15 protein-coding genes are annotated in these 21,832 nt (G+C 68.5%); 3 read left to right on the top strand and 12 right to left on the bottom strand.

Going from position 1 to position 21,832, the window contains the following annotated elements; translation table 11 throughout:
- The first annotated feature begins 75 nt into the window (after positions 1-75).
- Genes CK951_RS18930 through CK951_RS18920 form a run of 3 tightly spaced genes read left to right on the top strand, consistent with a single transcriptional unit; the run spans position 76 to position 5,436 of the window.
- Positions 76-1,161 carry an efflux RND transporter periplasmic adaptor subunit gene (locus CK951_RS18930; RefSeq protein ID WP_096787760.1) on the top strand — a complete coding sequence of 362 codons (1,086 nt, stop codon included), beginning with the start codon at positions 76-78 and terminating at the stop codon, positions 1,159-1,161.
- Complete coding sequence (locus tag CK951_RS18925) at positions 1,158-4,208, top strand: efflux RND transporter permease subunit (protein ID WP_096787759.1); 3,051 nt, start codon at positions 1,158-1,160, stop codon at positions 4,206-4,208. Before CK951_RS18930 ends, CK951_RS18925 begins: the two co-directional genes overlap by 4 nt.
- Positions 4,201-5,436: an MFS transporter gene (locus CK951_RS18920; protein WP_096787758.1), complete on the top strand. Its 1,236-nt coding sequence runs from the start codon at positions 4,201-4,203 to the stop codon at positions 5,434-5,436. Before CK951_RS18925 ends, CK951_RS18920 begins: the two co-directional genes overlap by 8 nt.
- Before the next feature lie 29 nt (positions 5,437-5,465).
- On the opposite strand, the gene CK951_RS18915 is transcribed toward CK951_RS18920, so the two are convergent.
- The 12 genes from CK951_RS18915 to CK951_RS21790 all read right to left on the bottom strand — a co-directional run bounded on the left by CK951_RS18915 (position 5,466) and on the right by CK951_RS21790 (position 21,817).
- Positions 5,466-6,542 carry a patatin-like phospholipase family protein gene (locus tag CK951_RS18915; protein ID WP_096787757.1) on the bottom strand — a complete coding sequence of 359 codons (1,077 nt, stop codon included), beginning with the start codon at positions 6,540-6,542 and terminating at the stop codon, positions 5,466-5,468.
- Positions 6,543-6,897: 355 nt separating this feature from the next.
- Entirely contained in the window at positions 6,898-7,518 is a 621-nt protein-coding gene (locus tag CK951_RS18910) for a hypothetical protein (RefSeq protein ID WP_096787756.1), read from the bottom strand.
- Positions 7,519-7,796: 278 nt separating this feature from the next.
- Entirely contained in the window at positions 7,797-7,967 is a 171-nt protein-coding gene (locus tag CK951_RS18905; RefSeq protein ID WP_096787755.1) for a hypothetical protein, read from the bottom strand.
- A 187-nt stretch (positions 7,968-8,154) separates the two neighbouring features.
- Entirely contained in the window at positions 8,155-9,198 is a 1,044-nt protein-coding gene (locus tag CK951_RS18900) for an NAD(P)-dependent alcohol dehydrogenase (protein ID WP_096787754.1), read from the bottom strand.
- Positions 9,199-9,918: 720 nt separating this feature from the next.
- Positions 9,919-10,422, bottom strand: a complete 504-nt coding sequence (locus tag CK951_RS18885) for an acetone carboxylase subunit gamma (protein WP_096787751.1) — start codon at positions 10,420-10,422, stop codon at positions 9,919-9,921.
- 60 nt (positions 10,423-10,482) lie between these two features.
- Positions 10,483-12,792: a hydantoinase B/oxoprolinase family protein gene (locus CK951_RS18880; RefSeq protein WP_096787750.1), complete on the bottom strand. Its 2,310-nt coding sequence runs from the start codon at positions 12,790-12,792 to the stop codon at positions 10,483-10,485.
- A 14-nt stretch (positions 12,793-12,806) separates the two neighbouring features.
- Positions 12,807-14,954, bottom strand: a complete 2,148-nt coding sequence (locus tag CK951_RS18875; protein ID WP_096787964.1) for a hydantoinase/oxoprolinase family protein — start codon at positions 14,952-14,954, stop codon at positions 12,807-12,809.
- Positions 14,955-15,083: 129 nt separating this feature from the next.
- The gene (locus tag CK951_RS18870) at positions 15,084-16,877 is read right to left on the bottom strand and encodes a sigma-54-dependent Fis family transcriptional regulator (protein ID WP_096787749.1); all 1,794 of its coding nucleotides are present in this window, start codon (positions 16,875-16,877) and stop codon (positions 15,084-15,086) included.
- A gap of 476 nt (positions 16,878-17,353) precedes the next feature.
- Entirely contained in the window at positions 17,354-18,103 is a 750-nt protein-coding gene (locus CK951_RS18865) for a hypothetical protein (protein ID WP_232520748.1), read from the bottom strand.
- A 61-nt stretch (positions 18,104-18,164) separates the two neighbouring features.
- Positions 18,165-19,646 carry an arylsulfatase gene (locus CK951_RS18860; protein ID WP_096787748.1) on the bottom strand — a complete coding sequence of 494 codons (1,482 nt, stop codon included), beginning with the start codon at positions 19,644-19,646 and terminating at the stop codon, positions 18,165-18,167.
- Positions 19,647-19,653: 7 nt separating this feature from the next.
- Positions 19,654-20,535, bottom strand: a complete 882-nt coding sequence (locus CK951_RS18855) for a formylglycine-generating enzyme family protein (protein ID WP_096787747.1) — start codon at positions 20,533-20,535, stop codon at positions 19,654-19,656.
- 271 nt (positions 20,536-20,806) lie between these two features.
- Positions 20,807-21,817, bottom strand: a complete 1,011-nt coding sequence (locus tag CK951_RS21790) for an AraC family transcriptional regulator (protein WP_232520747.1) — start codon at positions 21,815-21,817, stop codon at positions 20,807-20,809.
- Positions 21,818-21,832 lie beyond the last annotated feature (15 nt).

Below are 21,832 nucleotides of genomic sequence, written 5' to 3'. Positions count from 1 at the left end.
GCAGCGCCGGCCCGTCCGCCATCCGCGCCGCAAGGACATCTTCACGACGACGAGTGCCATTATGGAGAACGGAACATGAGGTCGCGCGCTATCCCGAACATCGTGCTTGCGATGCTCCTTGCCGCAGTTCTGGCGGCCTGCGACGAAGAGGAGACCGCCGAGACCGAGCCGATCCGGCCCGTGCGCACCGTCACCGTCGAGAAGCGGGCCATGGGTGAGGTGATCACCCTTGCCGGCACGGTGGAAAGCCAGGTGCAGGCCGATCTGGGCTTCCGGATCGCGGGCCGGCTGGCCGAGCGCCTCGTGAACGTGGGCGACCGGATCGAGCCCGGCCAGCTGCTGGCCAGCCTCGATCCCGCCGACGAGCAGAACGGCCTGCGCGCAGCCGAGGCCTCGCTTGCCGCCGCCGAGGGCCAGCTGACCGAGGCGCGCACCGAGTTCGGGCGGCAGCGCCAGCTTTACGACCGCGGCTTCGCCTCGCGTGCCGCCTATGACCGCGCCGAGACCGCGTTGACCACGGCCGAGTCGACGGCGGAAGCCGCTCGGGCACAATACCAGATCGCCGCGCGCCGCCTGAACGACACGAGTCTCCTGGGTGATGCCCCGGGTCGCGTGACCGCGGCGGGCGCCGAGGAGGGTGAGGTCGTCGGAGCCGGTCGGATGATCGTGCAGGTCGCGCGCGACGGCGGCAAGGATGCGGTCTTCGACGTGCCGGCCGCCGTGCTGGCGGCGAGCTCTGCCGATCCCGAGATCACGGTGGCCGTGTCGCAATTCCCCACCGTCAGCACGAAGGGCCGCATCCGCGAGGTCGCGCCCCGCGCCGATGCCTCCACCGGCACCTTCCGGGTGCGCGTCGGGCTGATCAAGCCACCGCCCGAGATGCGGCTGGGAACGGTGGTGACCGGCACGGCGGTCTTCGGCGACACCGCCGGCATCGAGATCCCGGCAAGCGCGCTGACCGGCGGCGGGGGCAAGCCCGCCGTCTGGGTCCTCGATCCGGCGAGCGGCACGGTCGACCTGCGCGAGATCGGCGTTGCCCGCTTCCTGCCGGCATCGGTCGTGGTCTCGGGCGGTCTGGATCCGGGCGAGGTCGTGGTGACGGCCGGGGTGCAGGCACTGCGTCCGGGCCAGCCCGTCCGCCTGGCGGAGAGCCGGCCATGATCGGACCCAACCTTTCGGAATGGGCGCTGCGCAGCCGGCAGCTGACGATCTACATGATGCTCGTCACGGTGATCGCCGGCGCCTTCGCCTTCATCAACCTCGGTCGTGACGAGGATCCCAGCTTCACCATCAAGACCATGCTGGTCACCGCCGTCTGGCCCGGCGCCACGCTGGAGGAGACCCAGACCCAGCTGACCGACCGGCTGGAGCGGCAGTTGCAGGAAACCACCGGGCTCGACGCGCTGCGCTCGATCACCCGGCCGGGCATCACGACGATCTATGTCGACCTCGAGGACCAGGTCCCGCCCGAGCGGGTACCCGAAGCCTGGCAGGAGGTGCGCAACGGCGTGGGCGACATCGCGCAGACCCTGCCGCCCGGCGTGCTGGGGCCGTTCTTCAACGACAGCTTCGGCGATGTCTTCGGCATCATCTACGCCTTCACCGCCGACGGCTTCAGCGACCGGGAGTTGCGCGACCACGTCGACACCGTCCGCTCGACGCTGCTGCGCGAGGTGCCGGCGATCTCGAAGATCGAATGGCTGGGTGTGCAGGACGAGCAGGTGCTGCTGGAGTTCCAGCCCGACCGGGTCGCGGCGATGGGGCTGGACTATGGCGCGATCTTCAACGCCATCGCGGCGCAGAACGTGGTGCGCCCGGCCGGTGTCGTCACCACCGGGCAGGAGAACATCACCCTGCGCGTCTCGGGCGCGTTCGAGACGGACGCCGACCTGCTCGATGTCTCGCTGGTGGCCGACCGCCGGATGATCCGGCTGGGCGACATCGCGACGGTGCGCCGGGCGCTCTCGGACCCGCCGCAGCCGCTGCTGCGCGTCAACGGCCGGCATGCCATCGCGCTGGCGATCTCGATGCGCGAGGGCGGCGACATCCTGGACCTCGGCGATCGGGTGACCGCCGCCATGTCCGAGGCGGTGGCCGACCTTCCCATCGGGATCGAGCCGGTCCTGGTCTCGAACCAGCCCGCCGTGGTCGAGCAGGCGATCGGCGAGTTCACCACCTCGCTCTGGCAGACGGTCGGCATCATCCTTGGCGTCAGCTTCCTGATGCTGGGCGTGCGGCCGGGCGCGGTGGTGGCCATCGCCATTCCCGTGACGCTGGCCGGCGTCTTCCTCGTGATGCAGACGCTGCAGATCGACCTGCACCGCGTCTCGCTTGGCGCGCTGATCATCGCGCTGGCGCTCCTGGTGGACGATGCGCTGACCACGGTCGATGCGATGCTGCGCCGGCTGGCCACGGGGGACACGCTGGAAAAGGCTGCGACCTTCGCCTACCGGAGCCTTGCCGCGCCCATGCTGACCGGCACGCTGATCACCATCGCGGGCTTCGTGCCGATCGGCTTTGCCAAAAGCGACGCCGGGGAATACACGATCTCGCTGTTCCTTGTCGTGGGGATCGCGCTGATCGCCTCGTGGCTGGTGGCGGTGCTGTTCACGCCGATCATCGGCTCGGTTCTGCTCAAGGCACCGGCCACCGGCGTCGCGGAACCCGAGCCCGGCAGGATCCTGCGCGGCTTCCAGCGGTTCCTTGGCCAGGCGATCCGGTTCCGCTGGCTGACCTTCGCGGTGACAGCGGGGCTGTTCGCGCTGGCATGGGCGGGCCTGTCCAGCGTCGACCGGCAGTTCTTCCCGGCCTCGGACCGCAACGAGCTGATCGTGGACTTCCAGCTTCCGCGCTCGGCGTCGATCTTCGCCAGCGCCGATGCCGTCTCGAGGATCGAGGCCTTCATCGACGCCTCGGGCGAGGCGGAGTTCCACACCTCCTACATCGGGCGGAACGTGATCCGCTTCTACCTGTCGATGGACATCCGGCCGCCGAGCGATCACCAGTCGCAGATCGTGGTGATGACGAAGGATCTGGCTGCGCGCGAACGGCTTCAGGCGTCACTCGAGGGCTGGCTGGGCGACGCCTTCCCCGAGGCGATCAGCCGGGTCAGCCCGCTGCAACTCGGGCCGGTGACCGGCTGGCCGGTGCAATATCGCCTGACCGGCCCGGACATCGAGGTGCTGCGCGCCCGGGCGCTGGATCTGGCCGGCATCGTCGCCAGCGAGCCCGCCACGCGCGACATCCACTTCGACTGGATCGAGCCCGCACGGCAGATCTGCATCGATGTCGATCAGGATCGCGCCCGCAGGCTCGGCCTGACCAGCGCGCAGCTTGCGGCGGTGATGAATACCGCGATCACGGGAACGCGGATCAGCCAGCTGCGCGACGACATCTACCTGATTCCGATCGTCGCGCAGGCTGCGGCGGCAGACAGGCTGTCGATCGACCGGCTGGAGACGCTGCAGGTGCCGGTGCCGGGCGGGCGGACGGTGGCGCTGGGGCAGTTCGCCAACATCTCCTTCGCGCAGGAGCAACCGTTCCTGTGGCGGCGCGACCGGCTGCCGACCCTCACGGTGCTTGCGGATGTGGCGCCCGGCGCCACGCCCGAGGCGGTGGTGGCGGGGCTGGAGCCGAAGATCGCCGCGATGAACGAGGCGCTGCCACCGGGCTACGAGGTCGAGGTCGGCGGCACGGTCGAGACCAGCGCGGAAAGCCAGGCTTCGGTGTTCGCGGTCGTGCCGCTGATGATCTTCATCATGATCACGCTGCTGATGATCCAGCTGCAAAGCTTCCGCGACACGGGCATGGTGCTTCTGCTGCTGCCGCTGGGCCTGATCGGGGTCGTGGGCGCGTTGCTCACCTTCGACCGGCCGCTGGGGTTCGTGGCCATCCTCGGGATACTGGCGCTGATCGGGATGATCGCCAAGAACGCGGTCATCCTGATCACCCAGATCGATGCCGAGCGGGCCGCGGGCTTCGCCGTGCGCGAGGCCGCGATCCGGGCGGCAACGAACCGGTTCCGGCCGCTGCTGCTGACGGCCCTTTCGACGGTGCTGGGCCTTCTGCCGATCGCGCCCACGCTGTTCTGGGGGCCGATGGCCTTTGCCGTCATGGGCGGGCTTCTGGTCGCGACCCTGCTGACGCTGGTCTTCCTGCCCACGATGTATGTCACGGTCTGCGGCCGCGAGAGTGCGGGTCATGGCTGAGCCCGGCGCCGGAGGCGGGACGCCGGGCCTGGCATGGTCCGGCGTCAGCGACAAGCGCAGCTACTACCGGCTGTTTACCGGCTATGTCGTGGCCCTGATCGCTACCGGCATCGCGACGGTCGCGCTGGCGCTGCTGGCCTTCAACCTCGCTGGCGAGGAGTCGGGCGCGGTCATCGGCACGGCGCTGTCGCTGAAGATGCTGGCCTATGTGTTGGCCGCACCGGTCGTCGCGATCCTGACCGAAGGCATTCCGCGCCGGCAATTGCTGATCGGCCTCGATCTTCTGCGGGCGGCCTGCCTCGTGCTGCTTCCGTTCGTCACCCAGGTCTGGCAGGTCCATGCCATCGTCTTCGTCTTCGCCCTGGCCTCGGCGACCTTCTCCTTCGTCTATCTGGCGATCGTGCCCCATCTTCTGGGCGATGAGGCCGATTACTACAGGTCGCTGTCGCGGGCGCGCGTCGCGGCCGAACTGGAGGGGCCGATCAGTCCGCTGGTGGCGGGTCTGCTGATGGCCGTCCTTTCGGTGGCGGGGATCTTCACGCTGGCGGCGGCGGGCTTCGTGCTCTCGGCGCTGCTGGTCCGTGCGGCGCGGATGCCCCGCACGCTCGCATCCCCGACCGGCAACGCCTGGCGCAGGCTGACGCGCGGGCCGCGGCTGTTCGTGGCGGTGCCGGCCTTCCGCGCCATCATCGCGATGGATGTGGTCGCGGCGCTTGGCACCGCCATGGTCATGGTCAACACGGTGGTGATCGTCCAGGGGCTGCTAGACCGCGAGGTCGGCTCCACCGCCTCGGCCTTCGCCTTCCTCGGCGCGGGGTCGATCCTCGGCGCGCTGGTGCTTCCGGGCGTGCTGTCCCGCGTCAGGGACCGCAACGTGATGCTGACCGGAGCGCTGATCGTCGTGGCAAGCCTTGCGTCCGGCGCGCTGAGCTTCGGGATTGCCGGACTTCTGCTGCGCTGGGTGGCGATCGGGCTGGGCGTGGTCTGGACGATCACGCCCGCCATCTATCTCATCCGCCGTCTGGCCCGGCCTGCCGACCTGCAGGTGCTGATGGCGGCGCAGATGACGCTGGCCAATCTCTGTCTGCTGATCGCCTTCCCCGTCGCGGGGTTCCTGGGCGCATGGGCGAGCATGTCCGCGACCTTCCTGATCCTAGCCGCGCTGTCGGGGCTGGCTACGCTGGCGATGATCCGGCTCTGGCCCGAGGATGTCACGCCCGACATCTGACGGCTGCGGCACGGCGATCGGCGGCAGACCTACTCGGCGGCATCCGGCACGAGGGTCGGCGTCGGCAGATGCGCGTCCCCTTCAAGGCTGTCGAGATCGAGCGTCGAGCGCTGGCCGACATGGACGTAATTCTCCGCCAGCCAGGCATCCGCCCAGCCGCATCCCAGGTCGAACAGCTTGCGCAGGTAGTCCCATTCGGCATTGAGCTTGCTCGAGGCCACCAGATCCTGCACCTCGAGATCGGTGTGGATCAGGTGCAGATAGGTCATCGTGTAGGTCCCGAGATCGATGCCCTTCGCCTCGGCCACGCGCTGCATCAGGCCGATGGCCCGCAACTCCTTGACTAGGCTCGAGTTGAAGCTGATCTCGTTCACCCGGTTCATGATCTCGCGCGCGCTGCGTGGCAGGGCGTTGCGCACCAGCGGGTTGATCTGCACCACCACGATGTCGGGGCTGTCCTCGCTGACCAGCAGGGGATAGAGCGCGGGGTTGCCGGTGAAGCCGCCGTCCCAATAGGCCTCGCCGTCGATCTCGACCGCCGGGAACATCTGCGGCAGGCAGGCCGAGGCCAGAACCGCCTCGACCGAGATCTCGCCCGGGCTGAAGACCCTCGGGCGCCCGGTTCGCACGTTGGTGGCCGTGACATGGACACGCAACCCCGGCACGCTGTTCACCCGGTCGAAATCCACGAGCTTCCCGAGGATGTCGCGCAACGGATTGAGGTTCATCGGATTGAGTTCGTAGGGCGAGAAGAGCCGGCTCAGCCCCTCGAAGAACAGGAAGCCCGGCGACCTGTCGAGGCTGTAGTCGCCTGTTGCCCGTGCGAGGGGGCCGCGCTGGATCGGCGAGAAACGGGCCGCGTCGCTGACCTCCTTCCAGAAGCGGGCCAGCGCATCGCGCGCGCCCTGTCGCCCGCCTGATGCCAGCCCGTCGGCCAGCACCACGGCGTTCATCGCGCCTGCGCTGGTGCCGCTGATGCCGGTGATCTCGAGGCGGTCATCTTCCAGAAGCCGGTCCAGCACCCCCCAGGTGAGGGCGCCATGCGACCCTCCGCCCTGCAGGGCCAGGTTGATCGGCTTGCGCTTGTTCGATCTGGCGTCGGGCATGGACTCTCCTGCTCGTGTGGGCAACGTCAGGGAACTGCATCCGGATCTTCGTGAAGCTTACCCTGCGCGCCGCACTGCGACAACCGGCATTGGCGGCCACGTCCCCTTCGCCGCCGACCGTCTCGTGAGGGGCGTCGTCCCAAATGATGGCGAAGGAGGCCGCGCCCCGAGCCCTTGAGGTGCCGCAGCCCGCGACCGCGGTGACATCTGCGGTCGCCGATCGTCAGGGCCATAACCGGGCGGGGAACCGGCGACTCATGACGAACGCGTCGATAACCGTTCCGCGCAGGGCCTCACGGCAGCTGCGGGATCGCCACGGACTTCGCCCCATGGCGAGATCGTCGCCTGCAGGCGGCTAGAGCCTTCCTGATCTTTCGCCGAGTGCCGCCACCCCGACCGCTTCCGGATCGTCGAGGTCGAGCCAGATGCGACCGGCGCGATAGCCCCCGCGGATCAGGAAGCCTTGCCTTCGGACCTCGTGGTGCAGATCGGCCCAGTCCCGATAGCGGTCGTTCGTGACGACACGAGCCTCGAGATCCCGCGCCGCCGTGATGATCATCGGGTCCGCAGGTGTTCCCTTGTCCACGACCATGACGCGATCCGGCGGAAGACCGAGCTGGCGCCCCAGTGCGTCGTCATGCTGATACTTGCCGTCAAGCAGGTAGCCGGCGTTCGCATCGAAGATGACCCCCGGCGTGAAGCCCAGATCCTCGAGATGCCTGACAACGTCGCGCACCGTTTCGACGCGGGGCGTATTGTCCTTCCAGTACATGACGTTCGAGCCATCGACGACGATCCACTTCGGCCTTGCCCTCCGCAGTGGACGCCCGCAGGTGAACCAGGCGCGTACGAGGAGGAAGGCACTCGCGACACACATCGATCCGCTGATCAGCAAGACGTCGCGAAGCCCGGGGATGAGCAGGCAGACGATGGCGCCGCACAGCGACAGCAACAGGAGAATGAACGGAACACCCATTGCGAAGCGTTAGCGCGGTGCCGCTTTTCCGCCAAGAGGGATGTCGCGCTTGCCGCGGGCCATGGACGGGTCCGCCTGCGATCGGACGCGGTGAGCGCCCTGGCGATCGCCGAATTCGCTCCGGCCGCTGCCATTTCGGGCGTGGTCCTGCCGGGATCCTGCTGGCGCCGATGATCCTCCCGCAGCCGCGCGGAGGCAACGGGAAGACAGTCCAGTAGGAGGCCGCACGGTCATGCACCGGCAGTCTTGCCGCGCCCCCTCCAGAGCCGCGGATCGGATCAGCCGCGACCGATCCTGCGGAACGCGGCGGGGTCGATCCCGAGCCGCGCGAGGTCATGCGCGGCGGGCATGGCGCTCCGCTCGGTGCAGGCCGGGGCGCGCGCGGCGGCAAGGAAGATGTCGGCCGCGCCCAGAGCCGAGTTCAGAAGCGCACGGACGTTGAATTGCATGGGTCATTTCCTGATGCAGGCATGTTTGCCCGCAGCACCGACATAGTCGTCCGGCAGACCCATGAGACCTGCCGAAGTTGCATGACCGGAATGCGTGCGGCTGCCGTGCCCGCTGCCCAAGCGCGGGTAGATCCCGGGCTGCAGGAGACGCGGCCTCCCTCGCCCCGGGTCTTTCGGAAGGTTCCGGCTACATCGTCGCGATGTCCATGACAAAGCGGTATTTCACGTCGCCCTTCAGCATGCGTTCGTAGGCCGTCTCGATCTCCTCGGCCCGGATCATCTCGATGTCGGCGGTGATCCCGTGCTCGGCGCAGAAGTCCAGCATCTCCTGCGTTTCCGGGATGCCGCCGATCATCGACCCGGCGAGGCTGCGCCGCCGCATGATGAAGTTGAAGACGTTGGGGCTGGGGTGCGGAGCCGCGGGGGCACCGACCAGCGTCATCGTGCCATCGCGCTTCAGGAGCGTCAGGAAGGCGTCGAGGTCATGCGGCGCGGCGACCGTGTTCAGGATCAGGTCGAAGCTTTGCGCATGGGCGCCCATGGCCTCGGCGTCGCGCGAGACGACCACCTCGTCGGCGCCGAGCTTCAGCGCATCCTCGCGCTTGCCTTCGGAGGTGGTGAAGGCCACGACATGCGCGCCAAGCGCTCGGGCCAGCTTGATGCCCATGTGGCCAAGGCCCCCGATGCCGACGATGCCGACCTTCCGGCCCGGCCCGGCGCCCCAGTGGCGCAGCGGCGACCAGGTCGTGATGCCGGCGCAGAGCAGCGGCGCCACGGCCGCCAGCTGTTCCTCGGGGTGGGTGATCTTCAGGACATAATGCTCATGCACCACGACCTGCTGCGAATAGCCGCCGAGCGTGTGCCCGGGCGGATCCGCCGTCTGCCCGTTGTAGGTGCCGACCATGCCGTCGCAGTAGTTCTCCAGCCCCTCGTCGCACTCCGCGCAGTGCCGGCAGCTGTCGACGATGCAGCCCACACCCACCAGATCGCCGGGCTTGTGGGCGGTGACATGGGCGCCCACCTCCGCGACGCGGCCGACGATCTCGTGGCCGGGAACGCAGGGGTAGAGCGTGCCTGCCCATTCGCTGCGCGCCTGATGCAGGTCCGAATGGCAGATGCCGCAGAACAGGATCTCGATCTGCACGTCATGCGCGCCGACCGTGCGGCGGGTGATGTCCATCGGCTCGAGTGGCAGGGTGGCGGCCTGGGTGCCGTAGGCCTTGACGACCATGGTTGTCTCCTTTTCGGATCGGGAGCGGGCCGCGATCGCGAAACCGCGGCGCCTCGGGGTCTGGATATACCCGGCGTCGGCCGGGAGCGCTTGCCGCATCAGGCCAGATGCAGGTGAAGACGGCCCGCACCCTGTCGAACGGGATGACGTTGGCCCGGTCGCAGGTATCGAGATGGATGGCCCCGGAATGATCATCAACTCCTTCGGCTCCGCCGCGGCGGCAGGGGCGGTCTCGCTGAAGTAATGCGAACGGGCGTCTTCGCCATGGCTCACGTTCGGGCCCAGCGCCATATCGGCGATCCGGGTCAGGCGCGGCATGCTGATGAACGGGAGCGGCGGCGTGAACGCCCTGGGGACGTCGGAGTCTGATTGCCCGCAAGTGGAAGCCGCGCGGCATCCGGTAGTCGTCGTCGCAATGCACCGGAAACCGACCGCTGCTCCTCGTCCGGCCGGCCGCACACCTGTTGCGACGCGACAAACCCGGCCGCTACCATCCCGACGGCGGGGGCCGAATCGGACCAGGATGGGCAGGTGCCGCATCATCGGGCTGACCTTCACGCATCCGCTGCGCGATCGGGTCGAACAGGGCCACCCCGTCGAATTGCAGCAGTCTCAGCGCGGTGCGCCCGGCTGCGGGAAGGGCGAGACGCGCCTCTTGGAACCGGCGGACCTGGGGAAGACGTCACGGCCGCGGGTTTGGCCGTGACGCGGGGCGGGTGGTCAGGCCGCCCTTTCGGGGATCTGCATGCCGAGCCAATCGGTGTAGAAGGCATCCACATCCGGTTCGAAATCGTGGATCACCGGATACCACGGCGTCGGCGCCTCGACGTCGAGCAGATCGCCCGAGACCGGGCAGTAGTATTCGCGGATCACCTGCCACGAGGTCGTGGGCGCCATGAGGCGGGGGTAGATCTCCTCCATCTCGGCCGCAGTCTCGCGCACCCGCATCACGGCGTGGAGCTTCCAGTTCTCGCGCCAGTCGCAGAACTCGTGGCCGGCGTGCGACTTCACCACCCACTTGTGGTCCGCCTTGCGCTGGACGATGTAGAGCTTCGGCCCGAGCGGAAGGATGATGCGATCATCCCACGGCACCTGCTCCTGCAGGATCCCGAGGTAGATCTCGAACCGCTCCTTGTCCTTGGGCGTCGCGAGCATGGTGTGGAGCGTGTCGCGGTCGATCTTGCCGTCGACGAGATCCTTGATCTTGGTCCGGGTGTAAGCCATTGCAAATTCCTCGCTGAAGGATGGGGCGCCGCGCGCGGCCCGCGCGCGGCGCCGGTTGGGTCACTCCTCGACGAACTGGACGGTCTTCACGTCCGGCAGTTCGGAAAGGTCCATCGAATATTCCCGGCCATAGGACGGGATCGGCAGGTCCGCCTCCATCAGCCGCCAGTCGACCGGCAGGTCCCAGAACTTGCGGAAGCCCTCCTCCCAGCGCGGCCCCAGCTTGAAGGAGGCCGCATACATCTGCTGGACATGCACGCCCGCCTCCTTCTTCAGGATGCGCTCGCGCTCGCCGGCCATCCAGTCGCGGGTGGGCACGGCCTTGGCCAGACGCTCGCGCCGGATCGCGGCGCGGCGGGCCTCGGTGGCGGCCTCGTCCACGCCGAAGAGGCCGTCAGCCTGTTTCACCAGCGCCACGCCATAGACGCTGTCGGCGAAGCGTTCGATCAGGTAGCCGCCGTTCACGTCGCAGGCCACCGCCTGCGGCTCGCGGTCGAGCGGGTCGCCGAAGCCCGGGCCGCCGCGCATGTAGTTGAGGTAGAGGTCATAGTCCTTGAACATGGCCTCGGTGGTGATGGCCTGCTTGTCGCGCTTGATCCGCGCGTCCTTCAGCATCCCGTCCCAGACCGGGTTCTCGGGGTCGGTGTCGCCGCCATGGGGGATGTCGCCGCCCTTCGCGATGATCTCGTGCAGGCCGGTGTCATGCGCCTCGAAGCGGTAGCCCGAGGCCGCCGGGTAGCCGCCCATCAGCCCCCAGTCCGAGCTGATATGGCCGTTGCCCATGAAGAACATGGTCCAGTCCTTGGCGTTCCAGACCATGCGCAGGCTTTCGAAGCCGCAACCGCCGCGGTACTTGCCGGCGCCGCCCGAGGAGGCCTTGATCTGGCGGCCGAGATAGATCAGGGGCTCGGCCAGCTCCCAGATCTCCATGTCGCCCATGTCGCCCTCGGGGTTCCAGATCGCGGCGGCATGGCTGAGGCCGTCCGAAATTGCCGTCGCCCCCACCCCGTTGGCCGCGCATTCGAACGAGTTCACCGCGTGGATCTCGTCGTACTGGTTGAAGCCGCCACCCTGCAGCCAGTTCGAGGTGTTGGCGTTGCCTGCGTTCACCTCCTCAAGATAGCCGCGGCCGAAGTAAGCCCGGCTGAGGCCTCGCCACAGTGCCGTCCACGAGCTGACGAGGAAATGCCAGCTGTAGGCGAAGGCCACCCGCCGGTCGTCGGGGTTCATCCAGGTGCCCTTGGGCAGGCGGAACTCGGTCCCGTAGGCCGCGCCGTCGTTGATCATCTCGGTCGGGATCAGCGTCTGGGTCATCATCACCCAGATTCCGCTGGTGAAGCTGACCGAATGGGCGTTGTAGGTGTGCCAGCCCCAGCGCGAGGACCCCTCGAAGTCGAGCCGCCACGTGCCGTCCGGCCGGATCGTCATCTCTGACGGCGTGTGCATGATCGTGTCGACCTTGGCGAAGTCGGAGGGCACGCGCACGTCGTCATGGGCGTAGGGCACGTCGACGAAGCCCACCTGGCGATACTTGCCCGGGATGGTCATCGCCTTGATGCGGTTCTGAAGGCCGAGGCGGCCGTGCTCCACTGCCTCGTAGGCGAACTGCCAGTAGGCCTCGATGCCTTCCTCGGCGATCACCTCCTCGACCATGCGGCGGATCATGTGGCAGCCGGCGATGCGGGTGCGCTCGTCCAGCATCCAGTAGCGCGTGGTCCTGACCGCGCGTTGGCTTTCGTGGAGCCAGTCGCGGAAGAGCGTGTCGTTCTCGCCGACCTTGCGGCAGGTGACCGAGTAGCCGTCGCCGAAGCGCTGCACCTGCCCCGTGGTCATCGAGCCGGGGCCCACTGCCCCGGTGTCGATGACATGGGTCACGCCGCCGACCCAGCCGATCAGCTCGCCCTTGTGGAAGATCGGCACGATCGTGTGGATGTCGCAGGGGTGGACGTTGCCGATGAGGCTGTCGTTGTTGCAGAAGATGTCCTTGTCCTTGACGCCGGGGTTACTCTCCCAGTCGTTCTCGATCATGTACTTGATCGCGGCGCCCATGGTGCCGACGTGGATGATGATCCCCGTCGAGGTCAGGATCGAATCCCCCGCCGCGTTGTAGAGGGTGAAGCAGAGTTCCCCCTCCTGCTCGACGATGGGCGAGGCCGCGATCTTCTTCGCCGTCTCGCGGGCGTCGACCACACCGGCCCGCAGCCGCGAAAACAGCTTGTTGTAGAGGATCGGGTCGCTGTCGCGCAGCGCCATCTTCTTCAGCCCGGCATAATGGCCGGTGCGCTTCGTTTCCGACATGATCTCGTCACGGTGCTGCTTCAGCGTCTGGCCGCCGCGGACGATGCCCTTGAGCTTCATTGGTGCGTTCATGGTCGTGCCCTCCCTCACACTTCCTTCAGGTGGAACAGGCGATGCCCGTCGAGCCAGGTCTCGAAGCCGCCGGGCACGACGAAGGTCGTGGCGTCGGATTCGATGATCGCGGGGCCGGTGATGCGGTTGCCGGGCTGGAGCATCTCCATCCGGTAAAGCTGCGCATCGACCCACTTCTTCTTGCGGTAGAACTTGCGGGTGCCGAGCTTCGCCTCTTCCGGCGGGGTGGGCCCCACCTCGGGCTCCTTCGGGATCTTCGGCTTCGGGATCGGCACCGTGCCGCGCATGATGGCGCCGGTGACCGAATAGCCCAGTTCCGGCGAGCGTGCCGAGGCCGCGTAGACCCGCCCGTAGGTGTCGTTGAAGGCCGCCACCAGCTTGTCCCAGTCGGCCGCGGTCTTCGCGGACTGGATCGGGCTTTCGATCTCGAGGTCGTTCAGCTGGCCGCGATACTGCATCCGGAAGCCGGGTTGCAGCTGGACCTGCTCGCGGCTGTAGCCGTTCAGCTCGAACTCCTCCAGCACGCGCTCGGTCAGTTCGTGCCACGCCTCGTTCAGCGTCCGCGCCTCGGCGACCTTAAGGTCGTCCGACGCCGTCTCCGCGATGTTGAGGTCCAGCGACTTGTCGTAGCGGTATTCGAAATCCGCCGCCGCGCAGCCGAAGGCCGAGAAGCCCGCGGCCCAGGCGGGCACGATGACGTCCTCGAAGCCCAGACCTTCTGTGTAGCCGTAGGTGTGGACCGGCCCCGCCCCGCCATAGCTGAAGCAGGTGAACGACGCCGGGCTGTAGCCCTTGCCCGAGATCATCGAGCGCAGGTAGTCGCGCAGGTCGCTGTCGAGCAGCTCGATCACGCCGGCCGCCGCATCCTCGACCGAGAGGCCCAAGGGGTCGGCCACCTGCACCTTCATCGCGTCCCACGCCCGCTGGCGATCCAGTTTCACCTGCCCGCCGAGGAAGTTGTCGGGGTTCAGGTAGCCGAGGATGACGTGGCAGTCCGAGATCGTCACCGTCTCAATGCCCGACGCCTCCCAGCAGACGCCGACGCGGTAGCCCGCAGAATCCGGCCCCAGCTTGATCGCCTTGGTGTAGGGATCCAGCCGGATGAACGAGCCCGCGCCGGCGCCGACCGAGTCCATGGCGACGAGCGGCAGGGACAGCACCAGCCGCGCCATGTCAGGGTCATTGCGGATCGTCAGTTCGTTCTGGGTGATCAGCGCCACGTCGAACGAGGTGCCGCCGATGTCCGAGCAGGCGATGTTACGGTAGCCCAGGGTCTCGCCCAGATACTTCGCCCCGATCACGCCTCCGATCGGCCCCGAGACGATGGTGCGTGCCAGTTCCTTGGCCTTCCAGCTGATCGTGCCGCCATGCGTGGCCATGACGCGGAAGTCGAACTTCGAGCCGTTGTCCTTGAAGGCACTGGTGATCTTCTTCAGCGTCTGCCGCGAGGGTTCCGCGGCATAGGCCTCGAGGATCGTCGTGTTGGTGCGGTGGGTCTCCTTGCGCACCGGGTAGTAGTCGGTCGAAGCGAAGACCGGGATCGTCTTGCCCGCCTTCTCGATCTCTTCCCGCACGATGTCGCGCACGCGCCGCTCGTGCCCGGGGTTCTTGTAGCTGTGCAAGAGCGAGATCACGATCCCCTCGACCCCTTGCGCGATCAGGTCGCGCGCGGCCTGACGGGCGGTGTCCTCGCGCAGCGGGATCACCACGTCGCCCGACATGTCCACCCGCTCCATCACGCCGCGCGTCAGGTGGCGCGGCACAAGCGGCGGGTCGTAGTAGTGGGTGTTCAGGTGGATGCGGTCCTCGTAGGCGAAGCCCAGATAGGCCTGGATCGCGCGGCCCATGCGGTGGAAGTCCTCCATCCCCGCATTGACGATGAGGCCACACTTCAGCCCCTTGCGCTGCACCACGCGGTTCAGCATCGCGGTGCCGGAATAGACCCCGGTCTGGATCGAGGACAGTGCGTCCTCAAGGCTCAACCCCCAGTGCGCGAGCCCCTCGCGGCTCGACTCGATCAGGCCGCGCGCCTCGTTGTCGGGCGTCGATTGCGCCTTGCCGACGACGAAGTCGCCATCGGCATCGACGAAGAACGTGTCGGTCATGGTTCCGCCGGCGTCGATGCCCAGCACCTGCACGGACCGGCTGTTCGGCTTGTCCAGTGGCACGGTATTTTCCTCCCTCCCTGAGGCCGCCCCCAGAGCGGGCGGCTGCGATCAGGCTAGGGATGCAAGGGGCCGCAGGGCTGTCCGATTATCGTCCGGCCCGACGGACATGCTGCGGACGCCAAGTCAGGGCTGCCGCGACCGCGGAATGCCGTAGCTGTCGAGCTTGAGGTAAAGCGTGGAGCGCGCGATGCCCAGCCGCTGCGCCGCACGCGAAAGGTTGCCCGCCTCGGCCTCGATTGCGCCAAGGATCTCGAGTCGCTCCTTGTCCCGCAGCGTGTCGCCTCCTGCGCCCTTTGAGGCTGCGCGGAACTCGGCCGGCAGCGTCCGCTCGTCGATCAGGCCGGTCGGCGAGAGCGCATCGAGCGTCGCGATCAGGTTCTTCATCTCCAGCAGGTTGCCCGGCCATGGATAGGCGGCCAGCGCCGCCGTGGCCTGCGAGGTGAAGCGCAGCTCCCGCCTGTTGCCCTCGGCGGCATGACGCAGCACCAGTTGCTGAAGCAGGGGCAGGATCTCGTCGGGCCGTTCGCGAAGGGGCTGGATCTCGAGCCGCGCGCCTGCAATGCGGTAATAGAGATCGCTGCGGAACTCTCCGCGCTGCACCGCGCCGTAAAGCCGTCGGACCGACAGCGCGATCACGCGCATCCCCGCGCGCGACACGTCCTCCACAAGGTTCAGCAGCAGCTTCTGGACCTCGGGCGGCGCCTCTGCCGGGCCGTTCAGGCAGAGCACGCCGCTCGTCGCGCCGATCCGGCCATGCGCGAGATCCTCGCAGAGCCGGTCGGCCATGAGCCGGGAACAGTCGATCAGCTCGAACGGACCCTCGGCCTGCGGGCTGGCACGGTGGATCGCCTGCGCGAGGAACGTCTTGCCAACCCCGGTGTCGCCCTCGATCAGCAGCGGGATGTTGGTCAGCGCCAACCTCTGCGCCTGCGTGCAAAGGACGGAACTCGCCACCCCCGCCGCCCCGATCTTGATGAGGTCCGCGTTGGCATCGGCCGCATGGGCCCGGCTGCGGCGCAGCGAGATCAGGACGCCGATGGCATCGTTCCCGGTCGCGATGACCTCGAGGTCGGTTCCCGGCAGGCAATCGGACAGCGCCTCGCCGATGGCCTCGGGCGTCTGGTCGATCAGCTCCGGGATGCGCGCGCGCAGCGCCGTCAGGGTCCGGTCGTCGTCGCAGAAGCGCGCGAAATCCTCGGTCGCAAGGACATCCGCGCCGCATCGATCCACGATCAGCATGGGCTCGTTGCCGCGGCGCAGGCGGCGCAGATGCAGCTGCTCCATCAGCGCCTCGCGCTCACGGGCGAGAAGGCGCGTGAGTTCCGACTCCACCTGCAGCGCGAGCGCCGCGGACAGGGCAACCGCGTTGGCCTGGGGCATGCCGCTTGGCCATGAAATGTCCATCACGCCCAGCAGCATTCCCGACCCCTGATCCGTTATCGGCGTCGCCGCGCAGTTCCACCGCTGGATCTCCTCGCAGAAATGCTCGGCTTCCCGGACGACCATCGGGCGGCCGGCCGCCAGCGCGGTGCCGATCGCGTTCGTGCCGATGGCATCTTCGGTCCAGTGCCCGCCCAGATGCAGATGGTTCTCTCGGCCGCGCGCAAGCGTCGCCTCGTCGCCCACGGCATCGAGGACAACCCCGGTCCGGTCGCAGAGCAGCAGGATGTTTTCCGTGCCGTCGAGCAGCTTGCCCGCCCGTGCCAGGGCCGTCTTCGCCCCGGCCCTGAGGCGCCTTTCGAACGTCCTGCGCGCGAACAGGCTCTCCTCGCTCAGCAACGGCGCGTGCTTCAGACCGGCCACCCGATAGGCAGCGGAACGCTTCCAGCTTTGCAGGACGTCCTGTCGGATATCGGGAGGAATGCGGCCAACGGCCATGAACTCTTCCCAATCGCCCTTCCCCAAGGTGCGTGCCATCTGCTCCTCCCCGAACGAATGGCAATTCCTGTCAATCGGGTTCCCTGTGCCTTGACTGGTCTTCCCGGCCCCGCTGTTGCAGATCGATGCGACGGCGGCACTGTAGCAGACAGGACGGGCGCCGAGCGTCCGATTTTCGGACATCGGTGCCGGGAAATGACTGTCGCTGGCAGCAACCGCGGGGGCCACCTCGCGGACCATGAACTGCCATCGCTCCGTGGACGGCAGGCACCGGGACCGGTCGCGCGGGTGTCGGGGAAGCGTGTCCGTGTTCTGGCGGCCATACTGGCCGAGATGGCATGGCCAGCCGATCCCTGGCGCGGCGGCCGGATGCCGTGCCGTCCAGACGGGCTCCTGATGACCGGGGCGCGCAACGGCCCGACCGCAGCCGCCCGCCGCCGTCAGTCCTCGCGGATCGCATGGCGCGGATGCGGTCGCCAAGCAGCCGTCCTGGCGTCGGACAAGCGGGTCGCGCTTCAGAACCTGTAACTCAGACCGATGACCGGGCCGCGCATCGTCACGTCATAGACGAAGCCATCGTCGCGAAGGTCGGTCGAGAGCACGCGGTAGCCCATCCGCAGCGAGAGCCGCTCGGTCCAGCGATAGTCGAGTGTCCCGATGAGCTGCCATGTCTCGTCCGAGCCCACGCCCGAGAAGCCGTGATCGGCCACGAGTGTCAGGCTCCACGCCTCGTCCAGCCGGGCGCGGAGACGGGCGGCCAGCACCGGATCGACCCAGTCCCTGTCCTGCGAGGCCGTCCGGTAGTCCAGGGCCTCCGAATTGCTCGACACCTTGTTGTCGAGGTGCCAGTAACGCAGCCCCGCCCCCAGATCGACGCTCAGGACCGGCGTGGCAAGGATCTCGCGCAGGAGGGTGGCCTGCAGCGTCGCGGACCGCTGGCGCAGCTCGAGGTTGCTTGCCAGCGGACCGGGGAGCGTGCCGCCGGGGCGGACCTGGGTGAGCATGAGGTCACCGAGCAGGCTCCAGCCGCCGAAGCGATAGTCGGCGGCCCCCATGATCCCGCCCTCCAGATCCTCCAGCACGTCGCCGAAGGAGAGGTCCAGGTCGGCAGGGGGCAGGCCCTCGAAGCTCGAGGCGCGGCCAGTGAGGGCGCTGGCAAAGAGATAGCCACTGAGGATGAGGCGCGGCTCGTCAGCGGTCTGGGCCACAGCCGCGCCGGCAGAGAGGCAGAGCAGCACGGATGCGGGCAGGGTGCGAAGCGACATGACAGATTGTCCTGTGAAGGGAGAGAGTGGGCGCGGGCGGCCAGCCCGCGCGGCGCAGGCGTCAGTCCGCGCCCTGCGTCGCGGCCTGCACGGCATCCTGCGGTGTTGCAAGCGGCGCCGAGAGGGTCGACTGCAAGGCACTCGCATAGAAGAGCGGCGGCGCCATCGTGCGCGCAAGCTCGACCACCCGGGCCTGCATCTCGGCCAGCTTCGCCGGCTCCGCCTCGGCGAGGTTCACCGTCTCGGCGGGATCGGCCTCGAGGTCGAACAGCTCGACCCGCGGCGGCAGCACGGGCTGCCAGTAGAGCTTCCACTTGCCCAGCCGCAGCGCGCCCTGCGTCGGTTCGATGTTGTAGACCATCTCGTCGCGCGGCGAGGCCTGGCCCGCGGCCAGCGTCTGCCAGACGTCGAGCCCGTCGAGCGTCCGCGTCCCCGACAGGTCCGCCTGCGCCAGCGAGGCAAGGGTCGGCAGCATGTCCACCACATGCATGACACCCTGCGCGTCGCCGGTCTCGATCCGGCCCGGCCAGTTGGCAAGCGCCACGACCCGCGTGCCGCCCTCGTAGAGCGTGCCCTTGCCCTCGCGGAAGGGATCGTTGCGGGGCGGCAGGTCCCCGGCAACGGCGGATTCGCCCGCGAACATCTTCGAGCGCGTGCCGCCATTGTCGCTGTGGAAGATGACGAGCGTGTTCTCGCGCATTCCCTTCCGTTCCAGCGCCTCGATCACCCGGCCGATCTGGTCGTCCATGCAGGAGATCATCGCCGCATAGGCCTTGCGAGCCGGATCCTCGATGCCGGGATAGCGCGCGAGGCAGGCCTCGGGGGCCTGATAGGGCGTGTGGGGCGCGGTGAAGGCGAGGTAGAGATAGAGCGGCTCGGCCGCGTCATGGCCGTCGATCAGCCGCACCGCATCGGCGCCGAACAGCTCGGTGTCGTAGCCCGGCTCCTTCAGCAGGTCGTTGTCGCGATACCAGTCGGTGACGCCGTGCGCCTCGTGCCGGAAATGGTCGATCTCGCCCACGAGAGGGCCGTAGAAATAGTCGAAGCCCCGCTGGCGCGGCCAGAACTTCCGATCCGCATGGCCCAGGTGCCACTTGCCCACCAGCGCGGTGCGGTAGCCGGCCTGCTTCAGCACCTGCGGCAGCAGCACCTCGGCCGTGTCGAGCCCATAGCTTGCGCCCGAGGGGATCACCCCGGTCTGCAGGCCGTAGCGCATCGGATAGCGCCCGGTCATCAGGGCCGCGCGCGTCGGGGTGCAGAGCGGCTGGGTGTAGAACTGCCGCAGCCTTGCCCCGTCGGCCGCGAGCCTGTCGAGGTTCGGCGTCAGGATGTCCGAGCCGAGGAAGCCCACGTCCGCATGGCCGAGATCGTCGGCAAGGATGTAGACGATGTGCGGCCGGGCCACCTCGCGGGCGCGGGCGGGATCGGCCAGCGCCGAGAGGCCCGCGATCGCGGCAAGGAATCCCGCCGAGCCGGCCAGAACGTCGCGTCGGGTCATCGGCGACCTGTCGGTCGGGGCGGGAGAGGCGGGATGGTCGGTCATGCTGTCCTCATGTGCGGGCGGGCCTCAGGACACAGCGGAAGCCGATGTGACCCGAGGCGGAATCGGGGGTCTGGCCCTGCCGGGCGGCGGGGCGGTAGCGCTGGCAGTAGTTGGGCGCGCAGAGATGCGAGCCGCCCTTGAGCACCCTGCGCGCGGGGCCGCTGGCCGGGCCGGGCCGGGGCTGGCAGCAGGAGCGTGCCGCCATGGATGCGTGGTCGGGGCGGAACCGGTCGTCGGTCCATTCCCAGACATTGCCGATCATGTCGAAAAGCCCGTAGCCGTTGGGCGGGAAGGCTCTGACGGGCGAGGTGCCCTCGTAGCCGTCCTCGGCCAGGTTCTCGACCGGAAAGCGTCCCTGCCAGGTGTTCGCGCGGTGTCGCCCGTCCGGAACGAGGCTCTCTCCCCAGGCGAACTCGGCCCGGTCAAGCCCGCCGCGGGCGGCGAACTCCCATTCGGCCTCGGTCGGAAGGGCCTTGCCCGCCCAGGCCGCATAGGTGGCCGCATCCTCGTGGCAGACATGGACGACCGGATGATCCTCGATCCCGTCCGTCGTGCTGCCCGGTCCTTGGGGATGGCGCCAGCAGGCGCCGGGCAGGTAGCACCACCAGCCCCTCCAGTCCCGGGGATCGGCACCGTGCCCGGGGCGGCGCAGAACGATCGAGCCGGGAACGAGCAGTGCGGGATCGGCGTCGGGATAGTCCTCGGGCCGCGGCGGGCGCTCGGCACCCGTGACATGGCCGGTGGCGGCGACGAAGCGGGCGAAATCGCGGTTGGTGACAGGGTATCGGTCGATCCAGAAACCCTCGACCGCCGCGCGGTGGACCGGCGCTTCCTCGGGATAGTGCCGATCCGAGCCCATGTGGAAGACGCCGCCCTCGAGCCAGACCATCTCGCGGCCGTCCCCGGCAGGACATGCTCGGGCTTCCACGCGTGCCTGCGACACTCTTCCCCCCCTCGCGTCACGCCACGCGCCTCCGGCCGCCGGACGGATCCGGCGCCAGGGTCGCGGCCCTGTCGCTGATGCCTTCTGCGGCGGAGGCCCAACCTCCGCGCTGCCACGTCATCTTTTCGGGAAGCGGCCGGACGGGCAATTGCCATCTCGCGCCAACATGCATGCAGGATGCCGGTATTCAGGCGCGGCCGAGGGGCCGGCGGGGCGCTCAGTACGTCAGTCGGCGGCGGTGATCGCTGGGCGACATGCCCTGCCAGCGGCGAAAGGCCCGGGTGAAATGGGCCGCGTGGGAATAGCCGAGACGATGGGCGATCATGCCGACGGCCGCGCCCTCGGCCAGCATCTCCAGCGCACGGGTCCGGCGCCACTCGTCCACCAGCCGCTCGAAGGAGGTGTCGAGTGCCGCGAGCCGCCGCTGAAGGCTTCGGCCCGGGATGCCCAGCGTGCGCGCGGCGTCAAGCAGGCTCGGCACCCCCGAGGCCGAGCCGGTCGAGAGCATGAGATGCAGGCTTGCGATCAGCGTCGCATCGTCGATCACCGCGTCCCGCCCCTTCAATGCGACCGCGCCCCGGCCAAGGTCGCGGGGCGCGAGCAGCACGTTCGGCGCCTCGAGATGACGCGCGTCGAAGGACACCACCGTCTCGGGGCCCGGCCGGAACGAGACCGCGGTGCGCAGCTTCTCGTCATAGAGGCGGGCCGGCGCGTGCGCCCGATGGGGCAGCAGGACATGGAGCGGCAGGTCCGGGTCGCCGCAGATGCTGCGGATCGCGGAGGTGAGGAACCCCGCGACCGCCTCGTTCAGGACCCTGGCCTGTTCGGGATCGGCGCTCGCGAACCGGTGGTGCCAGAAGGCCCGGCCATTCCGCTCGACGAGACGCAGCGTCACGCCGCCCTGCAGCCAGGGCATGTGGCAGATGTGGGCGAACAGGCATTCGCGAAGGGTGCGGCCCGCGAAGAAGGCCTCTCCCGCAGGTCCGAGTCGCACCGGATCGGCGGCATGGGCGAGATCGAAGCCGATGGTCGGCTCTCCGGCACGGCGGGCGAGATGGCGCAGGAGGGCCGAAACCTGGCCGCGCCTGACGACGCGTCCGTCCCCGCCCAGTTCGTCGCACGCAAGGCCCACGCTCGCCACGAGCGGTCCGCAGGACACGCCATGCCTTTCGGCCACCGCAGGCACCATGTGCAGGATCGAGAGCCGGATGGGGTGCTTGTCATACATGCGGACCGTCTTCTG

Source organism: Rhodobacter sp. CZR27, assembly GCF_002407205.1.
Classification (GTDB): Bacteria; Pseudomonadota; Alphaproteobacteria; order Rhodobacterales; family Rhodobacteraceae; genus Cereibacter_A.
This window is presented reverse-complemented; position numbering and strand designations above follow the sequence as displayed.